Raw genomic sequence first — 22,884 nt, 5'->3', positions numbered from 1 at the left:
CAAACCCTGTCAACACCCCCCGCTCCCGTCCGCCTCAGCACCCCAGCAACCAGAACCAAAGCCCCAATCACTCAGCACCAGACGAGCCGCACATTATCCAGAAATAGGATCAGGGTGTCAACACCCCAATCAAAAGAAGGCGGCGCCAAACAGACACGAGTTTCATCGACTGCTGCGTGACCGCGTCGCGCCAATGACTTAGCAAGGCTACGCCCCTTCAATACGGCAAACCGCGGCAATAGATGCACGAGCATACCATTACCGACTGCCCGTTGCGCGAGGACCCTATTTCCCACCCGCCTTGCCACCGGCCTGCTGCGCCTCCCACTCCCTTGCCAGACGGCTGCCATCGAAGTCCCCCACGGAACCGGGCACCGCACGAAATCCCGCCGCGAGACCAGGACCACGCGCTTCGATCCGTCGATAAAGATACGGGGTGCACGGGAGCGCTGCATCCCAACAGTGCTGCCCTGTCGCTGGGCGATAGATCTGGAGGCCGCCCAAAGGGAATAGCAAGGTTTCGACGCTCGGATACGGCGTCTGATAAACGAGAGCGGCTCGGTCCACTTTGCCTCTCCGGATGCGGTCGACCCGGTTTACGTAGAAGTCGGAAACCGCTACGCCGCTACCGAGGGCATCGCCCGGGAACGGTCGCGGCGTAGTGAATAAAAGGGCAGCCGCGAAGATTACCCCCACTCCATCGACGAGCGCCCGCCGCCCTGCCTGACTGCCGGCCTCACAACGGACCAGGCCCGCAGGCGCTGCAGGAGTGAGACGGGGCAGGCCGCGGCCGGCGGCCAGCAGCCCCAAAATACCGGCGGCCGAAAGAAAACCATAGGCAAAGCGCACGTGCGGGGCTGTCACGAACCAGTAAACCAATGCCAGGAGCACGACCGTAAACGCAACCCAATAGATACGGACGATTTCCAGCGCACCTCGGCGCCGCATCAGTAGCGTCACCAGGAACGCGCTGAACGTGAAGGCCCAGGCCTGCGCCACCGGCGCCGAGAAGAATCGCGGCACCCAGTCGGCGAACCAGTCGCCGAAGCCACCCGCCAGAAGCTCCCCCGGCCGATCGAAGCGGATTCGCGCCATCGATTCCACGTACGCCTTCTCGATAGCGACCACCTCCCGTGGCATCTTCCAGTCAACATCGAACCAATCGAGGCCAGGAAACGGATAGACCAGATACCCGGACAGGAGCACGCTTCGAATCAGTTTGGGGCCCAGCATGACAACGCCGAGGGCCGTCATGGAGGCCAACAACCGCCACCCGGCGGCCTGAGCGCGCTGCAGGGTGAAAGCCGCCGCCAGCAGAAGCAGGGGCAGCACACTCCATTTCAAGCCGACCGAGAACAGCGCCAGGATCGCGATCGCCATGAAGAGCGCGCTCGTCTCCCGCGCGTCGCGTTGCCGCTCGATATAGCGGCAACCCAGTGCCAGCGTGACCAGAACGAAGACAGCCGAGGGCTCGTCGCCCGAGTCCGAGACGATGTAGTTCCCGAGTTCCAGCAGTGGCAACATCACCAGCGCCCGGAACAGATTGCTCGGCGTCCGCCCTGCCCCGCCCCCGACCCACTCGCGCAGTCCGCCGAACGCAAAGCAAAAGGCCCAGAACACCACGAATCCCATCAGCGCGTGCAGCCGATGCGGCAACAGGAACGAGAAACCGAAGAGCGCTGCTGGCTGGAACCACAAATAGTCGACCGCGAGGGGCGCTAGCAGGTTGCCCAGACCGGGCACGACGCCATACTCACTGATCCAGCGAATCGAGGGCGCATGATAGTAGGCGGTGTCGGAGTGGAAGACCCGGGTCAGGGTACCGTCCACGACGATCGCACTCTTGACGAGCAGCACCACGAACAGCAGGGCCGGCACCGCCAGCTCCCAGCGTCGGGCGATGCCTCCCACCCAGCGACGACGCAAACAGTCCAGACGATGTCGGCGGATCCACAGCAAGACGATCGCCACCACCGCGACGATGACATTCGCCGCCAGGCCGATCGGCATCGCAAGCGAAAGATAAGCGGTGAGGACGGCAATCTCGGCCAGGCCAATCAGCGGCAGAACCGACAGCGGCACAGTCAGACCGCGGTCGTCGGCAGAAGCGTCGATCGCGCCGACGCTCGCCCACCCGAAGGCGAAGCAAAGCGCGGACATATAGACCCAAGCGAGGGCAATCGTCACCATGAGAAGGGAGAAGGCAGCTCAAAAGGCGCACATTGTGGCGAGCGACCGTAGACCTGTCCACGTGCGCGGTCGGCCAACGTACCAAGCACCAGTAGCCACCCGGGGGTCGCTTCGGCAGAGCGCGGCTGCGGGCGTGTTACCATCCGGCGAGAATCGTCGCTACCAAGGAGCCATGCAACATGAGCCAGCGAATCATCATGCGCACCGGCGAAGCGCTCGTTGCCGGCGGCCCGCCGGGTACGGCAGCCGAGCCGGAAGTCATCATCGGCGCACTCGACGGCCCCGTCGGGACGGCAATCGCCACACTCACCGGCGATCAGGTCCAGGGACATACCCGAGTGTTCGCTATTTTGAACACCGACATACAGGTTCGGCCCGTGACCTTGATGGTCAGCAAGGTCACTGTCAAGAACAGCCGTTACACCAACATCCTGATGGGAACGGTCCAGGCCGCGATAGCCAACGGCGTCCTCGACACCGTTCGGAGCGGCGACATTCCCAAGGAACAGGTCGACGAACTCGGCATCATCGTGTCCGTTTGGTTGAATCCCAGCGTGATCACCGACGATAAACTCGACCACAAGATCCTGTTCGACATACACCGGGAAGCCATGTCGAAGGCGTTGCGGAAGGCGCTGCGCAATGAGCCGACCATAGACTGGCTGCTGGAAAACCAGGAAAACATCACCCACAAGTATTTCCAGATGGGGCTGGACGGCAAGATCTAGCAGCGCCCTGCGCGGGGCCGCCATCGCCCGCGCTGGCCAGGCTGCGGTTCCCCAAGGCGCTGCGACCACTGCATTCAGTCAGATGCGGCACGCGGGTTGGATGACATCAATCGCGATCGCCGCAGCCTGTTCGCAGCTTCCGGCCAACGCCAGCGACCCGACGGGTCTCCTGCCCCTGCTCGGGCTGCACCCCACCGAGTGGACGTCGCTGTCGTCCCGGGGGCTGACCTTCGGCGGCTGGATCAGCGGCGGCATCACCGTCAATAACCTCTCGCCATCGAACAACTTCAACGGCCCGGTCACCTTCGGCTCGCGCAACGGCGAGCCGATGCTCAATCAGCTTTACTTCTTCCTAGAACGGGCAATCCAGGTCCAGGGAGACCACTGGGACTTTGGCGGGCGCGCGGATTTCCTCTACGGCACCGATGCCATCTACACCCAAACCTACGGCTCCCCGTTCGGGACGTGGGATTACTATCTCGCGAAAGGCTGCAACGACAAGAATACCGACTGCAGCATCCGCTTCTATTCCGCCGCAGTCCCCCAGGTCTACCTGACGATCAATGCGCCGGTTGGCAACGGCCTGGAAATGCGCCTCGGCCATTTCTACACGCCGTTTGGGTACGAGGCCGTCAAGGCACCGGACAACTTCTTCTATTCCCATGCCTACACGATGCAATACGGGGAACCCTTCACTCACACCGGACTGCTGGTCCGCTATCCCGTGACGCCGAACATCGGCCTGGGCGCCGGCAGCGCGACCGGTAACGCCGCGAACGGTTGCACCTGGCGACGCTCGCCCTCCGGCGAGCCGGTCCGTGCGGGCCCCTGCCTGAGCGGGGGCGGCTGGGATGGCGACTTCAATTCAGGCCTGAATGCGTGGTCTTTCATGGGCGGCGCCCAGTACACCAGCGACGACCAGGCCACCCAGGTATCGGCCAAGGGCACCATCGGACCCACTTCGGCGGAGAATCGCAATGACTGGGGTTTGATCAGCCTGATCCTGCAACAGGATTTCGGCGAGAACTGGCATTACGTGCTGCAGCACGACCGGGGATTCGCCGACCGCGCCGTCCTGGACCAGCAGAATGCACTGCGCAATGCCACCTGGTATGGCGTCAACCAGTATCTGTTCTACGACTGGAGTGACCGCCTGTCCGTCGGCATTCGCGCGGAATGGTTCAGGGACCAGAACGGATTCCGCGTTTGCGAGGACCCCGGGCCAACCGTAACCGTTTGTCCGAATCCCCTGGCGGGAATCCCCAATGGGGCGGGCAACAGCTATTACGCGGTCACCGCGGGTCTCAAATGGCGTCCGTTGCCGTGGGTCGCGATTCGGCCCAGTGTCCGCTTCGACAAGTCGGCCGACATCGACGCCTTCGGTTACGATCCGACGACCCAGGCGGGCACGGCTTCCAGCCAGGTGCTCGTTGCCACCGATGTCATCGTGAACTTCTGAATGGGGCGGGCAGATAACCCAACCAACGCATCATGCGAGCGGCTCGAAGCGCGTTTCCCGGACCAGAAACACCGCAGTCAACAACGACACCGTGGCCGCCGCGGCGATCCAGTAGGCCGGGCTGACCGGATTTCCGGTGCCGACAATCAGGGCAGCGGCAATCAGCGGAGTGCTGCCGCCGAAGTACCCGATGGAGGCGTTGTACGCGAACGCCAGACCGGTACAGCGCACCGGCGCCGGTATCAACTCGACATTCGCAGCGACGGTCCCGCCGCTGACCAGCCCCATGATGACCGCGAAGCCGGCCTCACCCAGCGCGATGTGCCAGTCGACGGGGCTATGGATCAGGTGGAATAGAGGAATGGCAGCGCTGGCCAGCAAACCCAACGCCACGATCATGACCGGTCGCCGACCATAACGGTCCGACAGCCATGCGGCGAATGGCAACACCAGCAGCATCAGGGCCATCGCCGCCGAGTTCAGTCGCAGCGCCAGTCCTTCCGGCACCCGGTCGATGTCGCGGATGTAGGTCACCGCATAGACGAAGGCGGCATAAAACCCGACACCGGCGCCAATGTTCAGCAACGCGGTCCGAACGACCGGCCAGCGATAACGCCCGAAAACGTCCCGGACGGGCGACGGCGAATGACCCGCGACGACCGGCGCATGCAATCCGGCGCGGAGCCAGTAGCCTATCAATGCGACCAGCCCCCCCAGCGCAAAGGGCACACGCCAGCCCCAGGCGGTGAGTTGCGCCTCATCGAGCATGCCAGTCACCAAAGCACCAACACCAGACCCGAGCAGTATGCCGGCCGACGCGCCCCAACTGCCCCAGACTGCCGTCAGGGCGCGCCGATTGTGCGGGGCATGTTCCACCAGGAAGATCAGGGAACTCGTGTACTCGCCCCCGACGGACAGCCCTTGGACGATACGCAGTGCGACGATCGCGACCGGTGCGGCGATCCCAATATCGGCATAGGTGGGCAACAGCGCCATCAAAACCGTCGGGCAGGCCATGGCCATGACCGACAGCATCAACGCGCGCTGGCGGCCAACCCGGTCGCCGATACGCCCGAACAACAATCCGCCCAGGGGGCGCACGAGAAACCCGGCGGCGAAGGCCCCGAACGAGGCGATCAGCGAGACCGAGGGACTCTCGGCCGGGAAGAACAGCTTCCCGATAACCGTCGCGAAGTAGCCATAGACGGCAAAGTCATACCACTCCATCACGTTGCCGATCAGGCCGGCGAGGATGATGCGCAGCAGCGGCGCCAATGGGGCCGCGCTGGACGCGGCCGGCGGGATTCCGGTCATAAGAGCGAATACGGCAAGGATGGACGGGTGTGTGACACGCCCCCAGTTCAGCGCCGACCCGGCGCTCCGGACCGTGATTTCCAGTCGGCCACGAGCCGAGTGACCTCGGCTTTCTGTTCCGGCGTCAACGCCTTTTCGACCGCCGCCGCATCCGTCTGGGCACCGGCCAACCGATACCACTTTGCTGCCTCCACCACGCTCTGCTCGACGCCGCGCCCCTCACGGTACAGGGTGCCGAGATTCTGCTGTGCCTCGGGATTGCCCTGTTCGGCAGCGCGTCGGAACCACAGCACCGCCTGAGTCGGGTCCGCCGGAACCCCCTGCCCATCCAGGAACAGGAAGGCCAGGTTGAGTTGCGCCGCAACAACCCCGAGTTCGGCGTCCCGCCGGTATAACGCGGCGGCTCTCTCGAAGTCGCCCGAGGAGTAAGCCTGATCGGCCTCCGTCAAACCCGGATGGTCATCGCCTGCTGCAGCCCATCGCGTTGGCGCCAATGCCACCAATAGCAGTAGCCCCCGCAGTAAGTCCGAAAAGCGGTGCGTCATATGCAAGCTCCCCTCTGCAAAATGCGGGAGTGTACAAGACCACGCCGCCGCAGTTCACCTCAACGCGGCCCCAAGCGGCGTCGCGCGGAGCGGGTCAGGCGGTACCTGCCCGCCCCGGGGGTGCTCGGCAGCTTCCGCTGCCCACCGCAGCCCGATATCGCGCCTGGGAGACGGGATTTCGATCCCTTGAGCGCGCGGGGTCACGATGGATTTCGAGTACGGCCGCGAAGGCCCAGATCAGGTCAGTGCATACAGAGATCCACACCGACCAACTCACGGGCTCGCTGGATGGCCTGTTCGTGCAGTTCGGGGAGGGGGGAATCGAACAACGGACTGTGCATGCCCAGCGCTTCCCATTTTTCCCGGGCCAGGCTGTTGAAGGGTTCCAGTTCGACGCTCTCCAGGTTGGGAAACGTCCGGGCAAAGGCCCCGAGCGACCGCAGCACGGCATCATCGTCGGTGAAACCGGGGATGAGCACGTAGCGCAGACGCACCGGTGTCGGTTGGTCGCGGAGCGCGGCAATACTGCGCTGCATGGGTTTACCGCAGGCCTTGCAGAGCCGAGTGGCATCGGCCTCGGGCTTGAGCGAACACATCATCAGATCGACCGCCGCTGCGGCCGCCAACACCTTCTCGGGAGTCGCACAGGCCGAGGTGTCCAGCGCGACATGCCAACCCTCGTGCCGTGCCGCCGCACACAAGGCCATCACGAAATCGAACTGCAGCAGCGGCTCCCCGCCGGTAATGGTCAAGGCGGGGCGCGACAGAAAGGAGCGGAACCGCTCCAGCCGGCGCATCAGATCGTCGAGCGTGATCAGCGTGCCGCCGGCCGGATCCCAGGTCTCCGGGTTATGGCAGAAGAGACAACCGACCGGACAGCCCTGCATGAACACGACGGCCCGGGTTCCCGGGCCATCGAAGGTACTGAACGACAGGAGCTGGTTGATCCGGCCTTGCATGCGGCTACATGCGCTCGAAGATCGTGCGTTCGATGACTTCCTGCTGCTGTTCCCGGCTGAGGCGATTGAACCGCACCGCGTAACCCGAGACCCGGATCGTCAGATTGGGGTACTTTTCCGGATGATCCATCGCGTCGATCAGCATCTCGCGTCCGTACACGTTCACGTTCATGTGATGGCCGCCGGCGCCGAAATACCCGTCGATCAGACTGATCAGGTTGGCGCGGCGTGATGCCTCGCCGTCGCCCAGCGCCCGCGGGGTAATCGAGAAGGTGTAGGAAATGCCGTCGCGACAAATGTCGTATGGCAGCTTCGCGACCGAACGCATCGCCGCGACCACCCCGTTACGCTCCCGGCCATGCATCGGATTCGCCCCCGGCGCGAAGGGCTTGCCTGCCTCGCGCCCGTCGGGCGTTGCACCAGTCTTCGAGCCATAAACCACGTTCGACGTAATGGTCAGTACCGACAAGGTCGCTTTTGCCCGGCGATAAATCGGTTGCCGGGACAGCAGGTCCTGAAAGGTCCGAACCACCCGCACGGCCAGGCCGTCGGCCCGGTCGTCGTCGTTGCCGTAGGCCGGGTACTCCCCGACGACCTCGAAACGCTCCGCGAGGCCGCTCGCGTTGCGCACCGGCCGCACGCGCGCGTAGCGCACTGCCGCCAGCGAATCGGCCACCACCGACAGGCCGGCCACCCCGAACGCCATGTTGCGGTTCGGGACCGAGTTGATCATGGCCATCTGCACACGTTCGTAATTGAACTTGTCGTGCATGTAGTGAATGCAGTTCATGGTCCGGCTGTACAGCGTCGCGAGCCATTCCAGCACCTTCTCGAAATTGGCCCAGACGCTCTCCCACTCCAGGTAGTCGCCCGATAATTCGGGCACATCGACCACTGGCTCGCCGGTGAACTCGTCCCGCCCGCCATTCAGGGCCAGCAGCAGCGCCTTCGCCAGATTGACCCGGGCCCCGAAGAACTGCATGTCGTAACCGATACGGGTCGCGCTGACACAGCAACTGATGCCGTAGTCGTCACCGAAGATGGGACGCATCAGGTCGTCGTTCTCGAACTGCAGCGCCGAGCTTTCGATGGCCATCTCGCTGCAGAACTGCCGAAAGCCCCTGGGCAGACGCGGGCTCCACAGGACGGTCAGGTTGGGCTCGGGGGACGGGCCGAGATTACGCAGGGTCTGCAGCCAGCGAAAGTCCGTTTTCGTCACCAGCGGCCGGCCGTCCTCGCCCATCCCGCCCAGCGATTCCGTGACCCACGTGGGATCGCCGGCGAAGAGCTGCTCGTATTCGGGCGTGCGCAGGTGGCGCACCAGCCGCAGCTTGATCGTGAGCTGGTCGATCAGTTCCTGGGCTCCGGCCTCGTCGAGCCGGCCTTCGGCCATATCCCGCGTGATATAGATATCGAGAAAAGCGCTGTTGTGGCCGAAGCTCATCGCGGCGCCGTTCTGCTCCTTCACCGCGCACAGATAGGCGAGGTAAAGCCATTGCACCGCCTCTTGCGCGGTCTCGGCCGGGCGGCTGATGTCGCAGCCGTACGCGAGGCCGAGCTGCGCCATCCGCTCCAGCGCCCGGATCTGGTCGGCGATGTCCTCGCGCGTGTGGATCGCGAATTCATCGACGTTGTCCATGCGCTGCAGGTCGTCCTCCTTGTCCTGCATCAGTCGCGCCGTGCCGTACAGAGGCACGCGGCGGTAGTCCCCAATCAGCCTGCCGCGACCATACGCGTCCGGCAGGCCGGTGATCAGCCCCAGTTTTCGCGCCTGCCGCATCGCCGGCGTGTAGTTCCGGAAAATGGCCTCGTTTTGCGTTCGCCGATAGCGCGTAAAGATCTTCGCCATCGCAGGATCGGGCGTGGCGCCATAGGCCTCGCAGGCGGCCTCGACCATCCGCCACCCGCCCCAGGGGTTGACCATGCGCTTCAGCGGCTGATCGGTCTGCAGGCCCACGATTACTTCGAGTTCCTTCGCGATATAGCCCGGAGGCCAGGCCGTGATACCGGCGACGCGCTTGGTATCGATATCGAGCACCCCGCCCTTGGCCCGTTCCTGGCGCATTAAGTCCTCGCACGCGGCCCACAGTGCGGCCGTGCGCTCGGTTGACTTCGCCAGAAACGCATCGCCATCGTAGTAGGGCGTGTAGTTTTCGCGGATGAAATCAGCGACCTCAACGCGCTTCTTCCAGAGCGTGCCATTGAAACCGCGCCACGCGACGCCGTTGTGCTGCATATCCACGGTCTTTCCTCGATTTCGTTTTTCAGAGTTTCGGAGCGCGCCGGCCGGGCTGAGTCAATGTGTGACCCCAGCCCTCCGCGCAAAGCGCGCAACATCGAGCCCTTCGCGCCATCCATTCGATGCCCGCCTCACCATCGCGCCAACCACTCGTCGACACCTTGGTCGATCAGTTGATAAACCCGGCGGAATGTTTCGACCGATCGGCCGTACGGGTCGGGAATTTCGCTGTCGGACCAATGACCCAGGCAGTAGATGCGCCCGCGGGCGAAGGGGGCCCGCTTTTCCAGCTCAGCTTTGTGCCAGTGCTCCATGACCAGCACCAGCGAAGAGTCCCGCAGCATGGACGTGCGGAGCGGTTGGGAACGGTGCGTCGAGGCATCGATGCCGGACTGCACCAGCAGTTCGGCCGCATCCGTGTAGATCTCCCGTCCTGGCTCGGCTCCGATGCCGGCCGACCAGCCCGTGGCTGCCAAGCCCTTCGACACGCGCCGGGCGTTCCACAAGGCCTCTGCTGTGGGACTGCGGCAGATGTTGCCGACGCAGACGAAAAGGACTCGATCCAACATGAGTCATCACTATACAGGTTCACACGATTCCGGGCGCCCACTCAGGCGGCGTTTTCTTATGTAGGCGTCGCATCAACCCTGGCCGCGCGGTAAGCGCTCACACCCCTCTTGTTGCGGGAGGGACCGGGGAGACGAGACACGCCGTGAAGACGTCCTTGTCGGCTCGGCTGCGGGGTCGGTCCCGCAGACGGTCCCGTCTCCCCGGTCCCCCTCCCGTTACCGATCCGAGGCGGTGTGAACGGTTACGCCGCGCACTGGATTTGGCAGAGGCCTCGGAACGGGCGCCCCGCCCCTGTGCGGGGAGCGGTCGCACACTCGATCGACTGGCATACCTCTCGCCCACGCCGCGCTCGCCGAAGAAACCGCTACCGGCTGCGCTTGAAAAGCATCGTGAAGACCGTGCGGGCAATGATCTCCAGATCCAGTTGCAACGACCGGTGACTGAGATAGTACAGATCGTATTCGAACTTTTCCTGGTAGGCAGCAAGATCCGAGGTATGCCGGAACGCCACCTGTGCCCAACCGGTCAGTCCGGGTTTGACATCCAGGCGCAGGCGATAGAACGGAATCTCGCCTTCCGATGCCTTGATGAACATCTCCATTTCCGGACGCGGACCAACGAGACTCATGTCGCCCTTCAGAACGTTCCACAGCTGGGGAATTTCGTCGATATGGGTTCGCCGCAGAAACTGTCCGATACGCGTGATGCGCGCTTCCTGTCCGTCATGCCAATTTTCCGGATTCCGGAGCCCGACTTCCGGGCTTGCTTCGCGCATCGTGCGCAGCTTGTACATCGTGAAGGGCTGGCCGTGCTGGCCGATGCGCTCCTGCCTGAAAATCGCCGGACCCGGCGATTCCCTCCGGATCAGCATCGCGGCGACAAGCAGCACCGGCAGGCTCAGCGCTCCGAGGAACAAAGCCACAGCCTTGTCCAACAGCGTCTTCAGGTGCGCCTGAGCAAAGCGGTTGCTGCGCAGGCATTCTTCGATCAACCAGCCGGCGTCGATCAGGTGGTGCGGCACACGCCCCGTAATCGCCTGATAAAGCCCGACCGCCGAAATCAGATGCACACCATGCAGGCGTTCGCGAACCAGCAATTCGTTGACCTTGTGGTTGGCGCGTGAATCGAGCGCGTAGATCATCAAGGTGACATCCCGCTTCCGCCGGATATCCGGGATATCCAGGGGCCGACCCAAGTAATCGAGTGCGCTCGGCGCTTCGGCAGAGGACTTCTCGGCGACATAACCGATCGTATTGAAGCCGAGCAAATGCCCGGCCTGGAGTTCAAGGGCGATGCTGCGCATCAACAGGCGCGAAGCCGGTGTATCCCCGATGATGATCGCATTGCGGATGAAAACCTGAAACCGAAAAAGCGACAGAGCCAGTCGCGAAAGGTAGGTGAAGATGATCAGCAGCCCGGTGAACACCCAGAACTGCAAGGATGAATGAAAGAACGGATGTCCAATACTGCCTTGTATCTTCCCTATGACCGCCAGGATGAGACTGAAAATGGTGATTGCAACAAGCAGACGGATCGCAGCCCGATAGTGACGGAAATCCCTCACCGTGTAGTAGAGATCCAATACGAATGCAATTGCAATAAACGGTAATATGAGATAAATAACCGTAAAGTGGGTACGGATGTACTCCCCGAAAGTAATATTGCTTGACAGGACCTCCGAAAGAAAACCGGACCCCAACAAGGCGAAGATGTCCATGACGGCCTGAATTGCGCCATCATGTCTTTGAAATCGCTTACGCATTAACCACTTGAGATAAGGGCCAGAGTGGGCCGCCAGGTTTTATTCACAGGACCTGGCGAAATAAGGCATTCCCCTATACACACCCAAAATAACTAGGCCTTTTCCTGTACTAATGGGGAATTCTTAGCCTGTCTTGAGTAATGTAGCACACGATGAAGGGCCGCCGCGAACACCAGAACCAGGCAATCGCAGGTAGTTATTCAGCACCCTTCCGATAACCCCATGATCCCCAAAAAGAACCCAATCCAGGTTCGCCGAGAGGGCTCGGCTCCTACAAAAAAGACCGATTCGCACCCTGTAGGAGCCCGGCCCTCCGGGCGAACCAACCACCGCCCCCGACCAAAGCCTTTTCGCCGAGAGGGCTCGGCTCCTACAACAAAGCCGATCCCCACCCTGTAGGAAGCCCAGCCCCCTGGGCGAACCAACTACCGCCCCCGATGAAACCCATTCGCCGAAAGGGCTCAGTGTTTACATCATTAAATGGACCAGGCCAGGCCCGATTGCGCCTTGCGCGAATAACCCGTTCCGAATATCCACTTCGGGCAATTGCCGGGATGCGGTCGAATGCCTGTGGCACACCCCATCTTCATGCGATTGCCACCGATGGCTCGGCCGTTTATGCTCCGCCGCGAGCGAATTCCCGCGCTCTCTGCATTACCAACCCGGACTCAATTCACGGCGTACCTACGCCAAAGCCAACCGAGGTAATCCATGCGTTCCACCCTCCCACGATCGAGACTGATTGCGTCAGGCGTACTCGCTGCATTGGCCGGAACCGGTCAGTACGCGCTTGCCGGCCCAGCTGACAACCGGCTCTGTATCGAAGAAACGGCGCCAATCGGCGCACCATTGAGCGGAGGCTACGCCGACCTCTATGTGAGCGATCAACGCCTTGGCAGCGCCCAGGTCTATGGCCGGGCGTGCTTCAAAAATCCCGCATTAGGCAACAGAGAGGAATGTTTTGCTGTTGATGGCGCGATGGTCGTTGACCCGGCGTGGAGCAATCAGGTCCAGATCTCACTCGCCGCATCGGCTCTGGCCAGCGTGCCGGCGGCCGCTACTTATCTCGGCTTCGCGCAGCAATCCCTCACCCTCGATGCGTCCACCTTGACGGGAACCTATCGGAATCTGGGCTCTCTGGTGCAGGCTGGGGTCCCGACCGAAAGCTATTTCGAGGGTTCGGCCAAGGGTATCGCCTGCCCGAAGCGCCCGGTAGAAGACGAGAAGCGTGAGAGACGGATGAGTAACTTCATCCGCAAGATGGGCCGTCTGTAAGCCGGCTCCTTTAGAGCCTGCGTCAAACCTGCCCCCACATTTCGCTCCTGCAAGACCCTGCCGCAGCCTCACTTGACGAGCTCGGCGGGTCTGGCTGGATGAAATCGCTGTCTGATCGTTTTGCGCGATGCAAACCACGGCCAGACTTACGCTGCGAGGCGCTTTTCTGACGGCTTGGGCGACCAAACGCAGGCTGGCAGATCGACGACATGTGCCAACGCAACGTAGACACCCGCTCAGCACGGAGACTCACCCCACGACGCGGGCCCTAATCCATGCTCGGGCAACTCATCACCGACAGCCGCGAACCATCAAGCACCCGACATACTCCTTAATGGCCTGGCTACTGCGGCGCAGTGCATCGGCATCCGGCAACACATCCAAAAGGGTACTCGAGCGTTCCTCTGCGGTGTAGTCAGCCGCCGCCGGCATGGCATCAATGCCGGCCAAGCGGGCTTCTGCGTGGGCACGTCGCATGTGCAGAGCCGAGGTGACCAGTAGCACACGAGAAAGACCGAGCTGATTCAGCAACGCCTTCGATCGTTGCATATTCTCACGCGTGTTGGCGCTCGCGGTCTCCATCCGGACAGACGAAGCGGGCACGCCCAGAGCGGTCAGCACCGACCGCATCGCCTCCGCCTCCGACATCGATGCGTTCAACCAAGGCAGGTTGCCCCCGCTGACTACGATCAGTGGCGCGCGGCCGGCATGATACAAGCGCGCCGCATGCCACAGGCGGTCCGCCGAACTCGCCAGATCCGGGTCCACCCGCGGCGGCCTCGGCGCCGTGACACAACCGCCCAACACCAGGATGGCATCGGCCTGCGGTGCACTGTCCGCACTGGCTGCCGGATAGCGCCACTCCAGTGACCCGACGATCCTGTCCGCCACCAGCGGCATCGACCAAACCCACAGCCACAGCAGGGCGGCACCGAGCACAACGCGGGCAAGTCTGACGCTACGACAGAATATCAACGCCATGAGCATCGCCAGCAGCGACTGCGTCAAGGGGTAGAGCAGCAAGGAAATCAATTTGACTACAAAGATCAATGCACCGACTCCCCTACCCCACCGCCCCTTCTCCAGTCCCCGGCTCCTACAACAAAGCCAGCGCCCCACCCTGTAGGAGCCCAGCCGCCTGGGCGAACCGACCACCGCCCCCGACCGAAACCCATTCGCCGAGAGGGCTCGGCTCCTACAAAAAACCCGCGCCCACCCTGTAGGAGCCCAGCCCCCTGGGCGAACCAACCACCGCTCCCGACCGAAACCCATTCGCCGAGAGGGCTCGGCTCCTACAAAAAACCCGCGCCCACCCTGTAGGAGCCCAGCCGCCTGGGCGAACCGACCACCGCCCCCGACCGAAACCCATTCGCCGAGAGGGCTCGGCTCCTACAAAAAAACCGCGCCCACCCTGTAGGAGCCCAGCCCCTGGGCGAACCGACCAAGAGCCCTTCACAGATACGATACAGCCGGGCTCGGCAAGGGAACGTCATTTAAAGCCATATGGCATCCCAGTGCGGGTAGTCGGTCAGGCGCTGCACCAATCCTGCCCGTAACGGATTCGCCACCACGTACCGGGCAATCGTGAGCAGATCCTCGTCCCGGCGCACCGCATGATCGTGGAATCCGCGCTGCCAGATGGTACCGCCCAAGCGCTTCGCCGTTAACGCTTTGACCGCACGGACCACAACCGACAAGTCAGCATCCGCCCCGAGTTCCAGGAGCCAATGGAGATGGTCCGGCATGACAACGAATGATAGGGTTCTGGCTCGCCCCAATTCCTGCTCCCGACGCAGGACTCGGATCAAAATGCGCGCGGCGGGGAGATCGTCGAACACACGTTGACGATGCAGCGTCACCGCGGTAACCAGATAGATGCGCCCCGATTCCGAGTGTCGGCCCTTACGCAGGTCTCTTGCATGCCGGACCGCCTTCATGCTTCCTCCGGATCGCCGCGGGGCGAACCCACCACCGCCCCGGACCAAAACCCCTTCGCCGAGAGGGCTCGGCTCCTACAACAAAACCGATCCCCACCCTGTAGGAGCCCAGCCCTCTGGGCGATCCAACCACCGCCCCGGACCAAAACCCCTTCGCCGAGAGGGCTCGGCTCCTACAAAAACACCAGCGCCCCACCCTGTAGGAGCCCGGCCCTCCGGGCGAACCGACCACTGCCCCAGACCAACACCCATTCGCCGACGGGGCTCGGCTCCTACAAAAACACCGATGCCCACCCTATGGGCCTCCCGACCCTCGGGGCGAACAACGGTCCCCCGGGGATGGTCGGCCGGAACGGCTCCGGCCGACCACCGCCTGGCTCACTCTGCTGGCTCACTTTGGATCAGGGAGGTAAGGCATATCGGCCAAGCTCTTGGCTTTGAAGAACTTCGCCGCAAGAATCGCGCAGGGGATAAACCCATCGCCATGGGTCATGCTCTCCTGCGGACCTACGTTGCCCGAAACCATGCCGTTGAATCCCATCCAGCCGACACGCAGCCGGCCGAACTTTTTCGCCCGCATCAGTTCGATGGTGTTCTGCGCGTTACCCTGCGCGAAGGGAGCCGGGAGCCCCTTCTCGTCGAGATAGGGCTTCGGTAGCGCATAGTCGGAGCCGGCAAACGTGACCAGCGGGTCCTGAATCACACCCAACAGATAGACCGGTGTTTTCGGCCTCCAGTCGGTATTGTCGTTTTCCGCCCACAGCGCCAGCGCCGGAAAGCTCGTATCCCCAGTTCTGATCGCCGCGATCAACTCCGGCTGCAACAGCTTCTCGGGATGCGGCGGATCCGCCGAAAGCGTCACATAACCCAAGGGCATCGCGCTCGTCAGCAAGCGTGCGGCCACCGTCGAGTCGGATTGCGCTCCCGGTAACAGGCCTCTCGTCTGGGCGGCGAATGCGGGCTTTAGCAGGCCTGAAGTCGGCTGAAAAGTCAGCTGTGCAGTCGACACGCCCGCGAATGCCATCAGCAGCGGCTTCGCCATGACGTTCTGGGTGATCGTCAGCGGCGGTTGTTTGGCGACGAAGGACTTCGCCGTAGCCGAACTCATATCATAGGGCCCGGACATCGGCGCGGTGGCCGTGGGTTGCAAGCTCGGGTCACCCGTCTCCTGAAGGGCTCGAGCAAGCCACAAGGCATTGCCTCCGCCCTCGCTGTACCCGGTGACAAACAGATCAGCGCCGACAGACCGGCCGTGCGCCGCCATGAGTTCACGGACAGCCAGGATCATGTCCTGCCCCGCCATCGCGTTGAGCTTCCCCAGCGCATAGGGATGGGGCTGGCGGTTGACGCCGTAACCCAGGTAGTCGGGCATGGCGATCACATAATTCTCGCCACCAAAGACCGTGACTGCCCCGTAGACTTCCATCTCGCGATCACTCGGTGCGTTGCTCCGCTGAGCGGTCGTCGCATGCATATAGGCGATGATCCCGCCAGAGGCATCGCCGACCGACGTGCCATCAGCTGCCGCGGGCAAGGCAGCGAGTCCGCTCAGTATCGTGGGTCGCCCCGTCACGTCGGTAGAGTTGTAGGTAAGGCTATACAAGTCCATACCTTGGGTGGGTTCACCCAATCCTTCAAGGATCTCGCCATCAGGCAACTTGATCGGCTTCAAACTGATCTGGAGGTCTACCAGGACGCGCGCCAACAAGATCGTTTCCTTCGGAACACGTTGGACAAGCTTGGCGCTTCTGAGATAGCGGCTCGTCGATGCGGTGATGGCCTGCGACGATACCGAGGCGTCTTTGGCCACAGGTTTCAATCCGGCGTACACGCCGTTCCATGGTCCGGATATGTCAGTGGCTGAGGCCAGACTGGCAAAACCCAGACAGCCCAGCACGACCAGATGTAGCGATTTCATTGAAATTCTCCGAATGCTGAGGAAATCACATGTAGCGGCAATCAGCCCGCCATCACGTGGCAAGTCTAGGTCACCCGACGAACCTCGCCCGGAGACACGACCTCAACAGGAGATCACTGGGATTGACAGGGTACGAGTTGACTAAGAGGCAGGAGGCGAAGCCCTGCGAGCGTCGCGTTCAAGGGCTGGAATGAGTGACTTGGACCGATCCCACCGCGACCGACTGCCACACTCGGTCGCAGAGCGCAATGCGCTCGGCTCCGACAACAAACCCGACGCCTACCCTGTAGGAGCCCGCCATGCGGGCGACCAGACCACCGCCCCAGACCAAAACCCATTTGCCGAGACGGCTCGGCTCCTACAAAAAAATCAACGCCCACCCTGTAGGAGCCCAGCCGCCGGGGCGAACACACCACCGTCCCAGCCCGAAACCCCATTCGCCGAGAGGGCTCGGCGCCTACAAAAAACCGGCAATCCTTCCATCCGAATCCCGCGTTTCCTCGCTCTTCCCGCCCTTACTCCCAACCCCCTGGTCTTGTAAACTACCGTCAATCTAGCCACCTGCGGGTCTTCCGCAACCGGCACGACCTTGGCGAACGAAACAGCGCCAACAGGCCACCCCAACGCCCCCCGCCCAACCGATCGCCGATCTGCTAAGAGCGATGGTTCCCTACCAGCAACTCCTCGCGACACTCCCTGAGTCACCGAAAACCTGGCTGGTCACGGGTGCCGCCGGTTTCATCGGCAGTAACTTGACCGAAGCCCTGCTGAAACTCGACCAGCGAGTGGTCGGGCTGGACAACTTTGCGACGGGACACCAGCGCAACCTGGACGAAGTGCAGCGGCTTGTTACGCCCGATCAGTGGGCGCGGTTTCACTTCATTAAGGGCGACATTCGCAACCTCGAAGACTGCCGGCAGGCCATGACCTGGCAAGCACCGGGGTCGGCCCCTTCACCTTCATCCGCTAGCGTCGACTACGTACTACACCAAGCCGCCCTGGGCAGCGTACCGCGCAGTCTGAAAGACCCGATCACCACTAACGAAACCAACGTCAGCGGCTTCTTGAACATGCTCGTAGCGGCAAGGGATGCCGAAGTGAAAAGCTTCACCTACGCCGCCAGCAGCAGCACCTATGGCGACCACCCCGGCTTACCCAAGGTCGAGGACCGTATCGGCAAGCCCCTGTCGCCTTACGCCGTTACGAAATACGTCAACGAACTGTATGCCGACGTCTTCGCCCGCAGCTATGGCTTCCAGACGATTGGCCTGCGCTATTTCAACGTGTTCGGACCACGCCAGGATCCCGACGGAGCGTACGCCGCAGTGATTCCACGGTGGATTGCCGCGATGATCATCGGCGTGGATGTGCGCATTAACGGCGATGGCGAAACCAGCCGGGATTTCTGTTTCATCGACAACGTCGTCCAGGCCAACCTATTGGCCGCGACCACAACCGCTGCCGACGCCCGCAACCAGGTCTACAACGTGGCGGTTGGTGAACGTACCAGCCTCAACCAATTGTTCGAACTCTTGCGCGGTGAACTGAAGGAGCACGACGTGTGCTTCGACAAAGCCCCCATATACGACGACTTCCGGGCAGGCGACGTACGGCACTCCCTGGCCGACATCACCAAGGCTGGACAGTTACTCGGCTATGCCCCCGCGCACTCCATTCGCGCGGGCATTCGCAGAGCGATGCCGTGGTATCTGCAATTCCTGCGCGTTTGACGATACAAACAGGGCAATCGCATGAAGCCTCCGAGCGATTTCGTGTGCACAGCGCACACTACGAGATGCCCCTGCTGTAGGGTGCGCTGTGCGCACGAAAGCCCCCCATGCGGAGGCGGCTTCCGGTAATCCCTGCCGGCAAGATGCGCTTCAGGAAGCCCCTTTGGCCTGCATGCGATTATCCTGAGAATACAGGGACTCGTTGCGCAGCGGTCTGCGGCCGCGGACAAGACGAGCCCGCGAATCCCCCCCCCCGCCGGTCCCTCGCTAGCGGGATGCGCCCCGTGTGATGCCTGCGAAAGTCCAGAGGTAGGCCAGTCCAGCAATGAGTGGATAACCCCAACGCGCAAGCCGCGGCCCAAGCCGGACGACCCAGGTTCGCTTACCGGCGGCCTCGTCGGCGTTTTTATCTGGAAACTGGTTGATGAAGAGGATGTTTGTTACCAGCAGGGCGTAGCTCGCGGTAACTTCCAGCGGCATGACAGCCCAGTGTCCGCGCTGAGCGAAGTCAGCGCCAACGGCCACCAGCGAAAATCCTGTCCAGACACAGAGTTCGCCAAATCCTCGCGCATTGAGCATCAGGGGCGGTGCCGAATAGGCCCAGCCGATCGCGAGACCCAAAGCACCCACGATGAGCAGTCCTGCCCCCGAGGCCCATGCCAGGAGGATTCCAGCCAGCGCTACCAGTCCCAGCAGTGCGGCCCCATACAGCAATGTCTCTCGCGGACTGAAGACGCCGTTCTGAATGAACCGGCTGCCGCCGGTGAACGGAAAAATGCGATCGGTGTTGAGAGCATCCGTGCCGTTCAACGCATCGTAATAGTCGTTCATCACCTTGACGCCCGCGTGAGCAGCCAGCGCAACGACCACAGTGGCGCCCGCGGTTACGGCATTCAGTTCGACACCGGAAGCAAACGCCGTGGCGAGCCCGATCAGCACTGCAACCAGAGTAACCGACAGAAAGCCTGGGCGCGTGGCCAGAAAATAGCGCAGGCCTCTATTAGGGAGTGCCGCGAGAGTCGGTTCAGAGGGCAAAGTTCGTCGCTCCTTGGGCCTTGTCGCCATATGGCAAATCAGCCGGATAGGTACCAGGTAAACGGCCCGTCTGGGAATGAATCAGTTCATGTGCGGGCTTTCATGTAGCCTGGTCGCATTGAAGAAGACCGGCAGAATCGCCCGATTCGCAGGAGCACAACGCACCCCCCGTCATTACCGGAAAAGCGGGATTCCACCCTTTCGCGGCCGCAATGCCGGCGCCGGCCGATGGTCCGGCCTAGGCGTGTATAGCCGAAACCACAGCCGTCCGTAGATCTGCTCAGCTCGCAGATAGCGCAGAGTGTTTACAAAACGAACAAGCCTCACGACGGGCGGGTATCGCCATATGTGTCCGCTGACCCAGCGTTGAGCGGCGCGGGCGGATTTATCGCCCGCGTCCGCTCGAACGGTTCGTTACGCATTGATTTTACTGACCAACGGGAATCTATCGGGATAACGAATAGACTCAACGGCCAAATCCACATCTAGCTCAGGCCAATATAAATGGTTTGACGATTGAAGCTCGACATTAAGTATCCTCCTGACTGTGGCATCCTCAAACCAAGGGAAGTTGGAGAACGGGAGAAACAGTTCTTCATCTTCCAGCATTAGCCAGAAACCAAACCGAGATATATTTGTTACTTCAACTGGGGAAGTGTCTAAGCCAAGCGTTGCGGATTTCATTTTCGTGTTCCTGTACCGAGCGAAGCGCTTCGCTGATTTCGCGCCGGGAAAGTCCAACCTGCGGGGGCAATTTCAACGGTGGGCTCAAGCCAAAATTTTGCTTCTCCATTCTGCCCTTGAACATGGACCTGCATCCTTAGTTCTTCACGCGATAAGGAATAAAAACGAAAGCCGTTTTCTCGAAAAATGGTGGGACTCATTTTTTAATGCATACCGAAATAACGGCAGCGGGAATAACGCCTATTGCACCTGTTATAGCAACGACAATTTGTATGATTCTTGGGGCTATTTAACTATTATTCTTGGCAGGTTCTGGAACGGGATGTTCGGCCCGTGCCTCTTGCGAAACCCTGCTCGCGGCCTCGCCGATGATTTCTATCGCCTTGACGAGCGCCAAGGCAAGCATCTTATCCTGATCCAAGTCACTCCGATGCCTGGCAGCCGCGAAGTGGACGGCATCGCTTGCGGCCTCAAGCAGTTGCCGGAAACGGCTACGGTCACAGGGCGACATCTTGGTCTTCAGCGGCCGCCAACACAGCTGAGCGAAAGTCGGAACTCAGCTCTTGTGCCGTCCGGAGATCCACGCGCCACCAGGTCCAGTTTGTCCCGATCGAAACCCAGCCCGACCACCCCGGCAACCGCGCGCGCGCAGCAACTGGACAAGGATCAAGCCGATCAGCCCCAGCCCCGTGATGACCACAGTTTCACCCAGACTGGGCGCCACCAGCCGAATGCCCTGCAGGGCGATAGCACCGACCACCGTGAACGCGGCCGCATCGTCGGAGACGCCCTCCGGCACCTTGGCGCACAAGTTCGTCGGGATGCTTACCACCTCGGCATGCTTGCCGTTCGAGGCGACCCGCTCGCCGATAACGAAGCCGGAAGCGTCCGGTCCGACTTCCAGCACCGTACCGACATTGCAGTAACCCATGGGCAGCGGCTGGTCCAGCTTGTTGCGCACCGCCTCAAGGGTCGGGGCAGCCCATCGGTCTTCACTTTCTCCAGCACCTGCCGGACTTTGTCCGGCTGCTGGCGTGCCTTGTCGATCAGATTCGCCTTCCCGAAATCGACCAGCATCCGCTCGGTGCCGGCCGACACCAACGTCCGGCGGGTGCCAATCAAGACCTGCCCCGCGCGGACTGCCGGACACGGGACCTCGGCCACTTCCGTGCGCCCGTCACTCAAACTCTGCAAAATCTGCTTCATCTTGATCCTGTGTGCCGGCCCATCGATTTCACCCCCGGCCCTTTCCCTCGCTCGGCAGCCTCACATCGGTTTTCGCCAAGGCCGCAGGCCTTCCTTGGCGTAGGTGTACCCGAAAGGCGTCTGAAGGTAGTACTTCCTATTCCGGCAAAAACTCTGCATTCAGCGCTTCGTCGATGCCAAAAGGCGGCTGCTCGGGAAAGTTTGCTTCATCGATGGCCGTTTCGTCCGTCGCGAGGATGCGCGCTCTGCTGTACGCGCTGGCAAAGAGTTCCGGCAGCCGGTGCCTAAGCCCAGGGTTGTCTTCCAGAACACGTAGAACATCGATGCGCTGGATCTTGATCGTCCGCAACCAGCTAACCCCGCGCCGCTCAGGCTGATACCGCCATTTCAGCAAATGCTGTAGCAGGATCGAGAGTCGCGTCTCCAGTTCCCGCCGTTCCCGCGCACCCATGCTGTCCAACTCCTCGATTAAATGCTCGGTATCAAGCTCGCCCAACCGTCCTTGGCGCAACAGTTCGGCCTGTTGGTGAGTCCACGAATAGAAATCCTGGTCATGCAGTTGTGCGCTCATGGTGTCCTCGCTATACGTGCCGAATGAGTTGAACGGTATCACAGTGCTTCTGCTTGTAGGCGCGTATCGCCCTCCGGCACCTTGGCGTACAAGTTCGTCGGGATGCTTACCACCTCGGCATGCTTGCCGTTCGAGGCGACCCGCTCGCCGATAACAAAGCCGGACGCGTCCAGGCCGACTTCCAGCACCGTACCGACATTGCAGTAACCCATGGACAGCGGCTGGTCCAGCTTGTTGCGCACCGCTTCCAGCGTGGGAGCCAAGCCGTCGGTCTTCACCTTCTCCAGCACCTGCCGGACCTTGTCCGGTTGCTGGCGCGCCTTATCGATCAGATTCGCCTTCCCGAAATCGACCAGCGCCGCACCGTGTGCCGATCAACACCGCCTCGCACCGCCGCCTGATGCAGCGAGCCACCTGCGAGCAGCCACAGCAACACCACCTGTTGCACGGCCCAGCCATACCAACGCCTTGGCGCGATACATTCCGGCAGTCGTGAACAGGTGTGGCGGCAACCCTGACAAAAGAAACGGGGAATCAACACCGGATTCAATGAACCCGGCGACGACCGATCCCGATCCGCCTTGCGGACATAACCGCCGTGACCCCACAGCCTGGCGAGACCGCAATGCGGACAACCCGCAGGCCGGTAGGTCACCGGCTCGCGTTGCAGTGTGTCGCGATGTTGTTCAAAAGAGAGAATCGCAGGCACAATCCGCTGCATAGGCCGGTCTCGTTTGTCAGGGTGGAAAGCGTCAGGAACCT

22 protein-coding genes are annotated in these 22,884 nt (G+C 61.9%); 4 read left to right on the top strand and 18 right to left on the bottom strand.

What is annotated here, in order from left to right:
• Positions 1–285 precede the first annotated feature (285 nt).
• The gene (locus BWR02_RS05300; protein ID WP_139556702.1) at positions 286–2,187 is read right to left on the bottom strand and encodes a DUF8201 family protein; all 1,902 of its coding nucleotides are present in this window, start codon (positions 2,185–2,187) and stop codon (positions 286–288) included.
• A gap of 182 nt (positions 2,188–2,369) precedes the next feature.
• Here BWR02_RS05300 and fae point away from each other — a divergent pair, with 182 nt between their 5' ends.
• Complete coding sequence (fae, locus tag BWR02_RS05295) at positions 2,370–2,918, top strand: formaldehyde-activating enzyme (RefSeq protein WP_139556701.1); 549 nt, start codon at positions 2,370–2,372, stop codon at positions 2,916–2,918.
• Between the two features lie 100 nt (positions 2,919–3,018).
• Complete coding sequence (locus BWR02_RS05290) at positions 3,019–4,377, top strand: porin (RefSeq protein WP_162560029.1); 1,359 nt, start codon at positions 3,019–3,021, stop codon at positions 4,375–4,377.
• 30 nt (positions 4,378–4,407) lie between these two features.
• On the opposite strand, the gene BWR02_RS05285 is transcribed toward BWR02_RS05290, so the two are convergent.
• The 6 genes from BWR02_RS05285 to BWR02_RS05260 form a co-directional block, all read right to left on the bottom strand.
• The gene (locus BWR02_RS05285) at positions 4,408–5,691 is read right to left on the bottom strand and encodes an MFS transporter (RefSeq protein WP_139556699.1); all 1,284 of its coding nucleotides are present in this window, start codon (positions 5,689–5,691) and stop codon (positions 4,408–4,410) included.
• Positions 5,692–5,738: 47 nt separating this feature from the next.
• On the bottom strand, positions 5,739–6,236 hold the full coding sequence (locus tag BWR02_RS05280) for a tetratricopeptide repeat protein (RefSeq protein WP_139556698.1): 498 nt from the start codon (positions 6,234–6,236) through the stop codon (positions 5,739–5,741).
• Between the two features lie 242 nt (positions 6,237–6,478).
• On the bottom strand, positions 6,479–7,195 hold the full coding sequence (locus BWR02_RS05275) for a radical SAM protein (RefSeq protein ID WP_139556697.1): 717 nt from the start codon (positions 7,193–7,195) through the stop codon (positions 6,479–6,481).
• A gap of 4 nt (positions 7,196–7,199) precedes the next feature.
• Positions 7,200–9,431, bottom strand: coding sequence for a formate C-acetyltransferase (gene pflB, locus BWR02_RS05270; protein WP_139556721.1), 2,232 nt, complete (start codon positions 9,429–9,431; stop codon positions 7,200–7,202).
• 134 nt (positions 9,432–9,565) lie between these two features.
• Entirely contained in the window at positions 9,566–10,003 is a 438-nt protein-coding gene (locus tag BWR02_RS05265) for a low molecular weight protein-tyrosine-phosphatase (RefSeq protein WP_139556696.1), read from the bottom strand.
• A gap of 365 nt (positions 10,004–10,368) precedes the next feature.
• The gene (locus BWR02_RS05260) at positions 10,369–11,721 is read right to left on the bottom strand and encodes a sugar transferase (RefSeq protein ID WP_162560028.1); all 1,353 of its coding nucleotides are present in this window, start codon (positions 11,719–11,721) and stop codon (positions 10,369–10,371) included.
• 810 nt (positions 11,722–12,531) lie between these two features.
• On the opposite strand from BWR02_RS05260, the gene BWR02_RS05255 reads away from it, so the two are divergent.
• Positions 12,532–13,041 (top strand): hypothetical protein, encoded by a 510-nt coding sequence (locus BWR02_RS05255; protein WP_139556694.1) that lies wholly within the window; start codon positions 12,532–12,534, stop codon positions 13,039–13,041.
• A 291-nt stretch (positions 13,042–13,332) separates the two neighbouring features.
• Here BWR02_RS05255 and BWR02_RS05250 read toward each other — a convergent pair whose 3' ends face one another.
• The 3 genes from BWR02_RS05250 to BWR02_RS05235 all read right to left on the bottom strand — a co-directional run bounded on the left by BWR02_RS05250 (position 13,333) and on the right by BWR02_RS05235 (position 16,896).
• On the bottom strand, positions 13,333–14,091 hold the full coding sequence (locus BWR02_RS05250; protein ID WP_139556693.1) for a YdcF family protein: 759 nt from the start codon (positions 14,089–14,091) through the stop codon (positions 13,333–13,335).
• 443 nt (positions 14,092–14,534) lie between these two features.
• A complete protein-coding gene (locus BWR02_RS05245; protein WP_139556692.1) occupies positions 14,535–14,978 on the bottom strand; it encodes an REP-associated tyrosine transposase in 444 nt (147 codons plus the stop codon).
• Between the two features lie 391 nt (positions 14,979–15,369).
• Complete coding sequence (locus BWR02_RS05235; RefSeq protein WP_139556691.1) at positions 15,370–16,896, bottom strand: alpha/beta hydrolase family protein; 1,527 nt, start codon at positions 16,894–16,896, stop codon at positions 15,370–15,372.
• Between the two features lie 662 nt (positions 16,897–17,558).
• Between BWR02_RS05235 and BWR02_RS05230 the strand changes: the two genes are divergently transcribed.
• Positions 17,559–18,626, top strand: a complete 1,068-nt coding sequence (locus BWR02_RS05230) for an SDR family oxidoreductase (RefSeq protein WP_139556690.1) — start codon at positions 17,559–17,561, stop codon at positions 18,624–18,626.
• A 267-nt stretch (positions 18,627–18,893) separates the two neighbouring features.
• Here BWR02_RS05230 and BWR02_RS05225 read toward each other — a convergent pair whose 3' ends face one another.
• The 8 genes from BWR02_RS05225 to BWR02_RS05195 form a co-directional block, all read right to left on the bottom strand.
• Positions 18,894–19,661: a prenyltransferase gene (locus tag BWR02_RS05225; RefSeq protein ID WP_201276166.1), complete on the bottom strand. Its 768-nt coding sequence runs from the start codon at positions 19,659–19,661 to the stop codon at positions 18,894–18,896.
• Positions 19,662–20,075: 414 nt separating this feature from the next.
• Entirely contained in the window at positions 20,076–20,345 is a 270-nt protein-coding gene (locus BWR02_RS05220; RefSeq protein ID WP_139556688.1) for a DUF2442 domain-containing protein, read from the bottom strand.
• Positions 20,342–20,545 (bottom strand): DUF4160 domain-containing protein, encoded by a 204-nt coding sequence (locus BWR02_RS21615; RefSeq protein ID WP_201276165.1) that lies wholly within the window; start codon positions 20,543–20,545, stop codon positions 20,342–20,344. The genes BWR02_RS05220 and BWR02_RS21615 overlap by 4 nt, the downstream gene beginning before the upstream one ends.
• An 89-nt stretch (positions 20,546–20,634) precedes the next feature.
• Positions 20,635–20,856, bottom strand: a complete 222-nt coding sequence (locus tag BWR02_RS21610) for a HepT-like ribonuclease domain-containing protein (protein ID WP_407941053.1) — start codon at positions 20,854–20,856, stop codon at positions 20,635–20,637.
• Between the two features lie 45 nt (positions 20,857–20,901).
• Positions 20,902–21,306, bottom strand: coding sequence for a zinc-dependent alcohol dehydrogenase (locus BWR02_RS05210; RefSeq protein ID WP_201276164.1), 405 nt, complete (start codon positions 21,304–21,306; stop codon positions 20,902–20,904).
• A gap of 381 nt (positions 21,307–21,687) precedes the next feature.
• On the bottom strand, positions 21,688–22,122 hold the full coding sequence (locus BWR02_RS05205; protein ID WP_139556687.1) for a DUF29 domain-containing protein: 435 nt from the start codon (positions 22,120–22,122) through the stop codon (positions 21,688–21,690).
• Positions 22,123–22,160: 38 nt separating this feature from the next.
• The gene (locus BWR02_RS05200; RefSeq protein ID WP_201276163.1) at positions 22,161–22,412 is read right to left on the bottom strand and encodes an MDR/zinc-dependent alcohol dehydrogenase-like family protein; all 252 of its coding nucleotides are present in this window, start codon (positions 22,410–22,412) and stop codon (positions 22,161–22,163) included.
• A 38-nt stretch (positions 22,413–22,450) separates the two neighbouring features.
• Positions 22,451–22,843: a DUF6431 domain-containing protein gene (locus BWR02_RS05195; protein WP_139556686.1), complete on the bottom strand. Its 393-nt coding sequence runs from the start codon at positions 22,841–22,843 to the stop codon at positions 22,451–22,453.
• Positions 22,844–22,884: the final 41 nt, after the last annotated feature.

The sequence above is a fragment of the Methylotetracoccus oryzae genome (assembly GCF_006175985.1).
Taxonomy (GTDB): domain Bacteria; phylum Pseudomonadota; class Gammaproteobacteria; order Methylococcales; family Methylococcaceae; genus Methylotetracoccus; species Methylotetracoccus oryzae.
The sequence above is the reverse complement of the archived record's forward strand: the minus strand, read 5'-3'. Positions and strand labels throughout refer to the sequence as shown.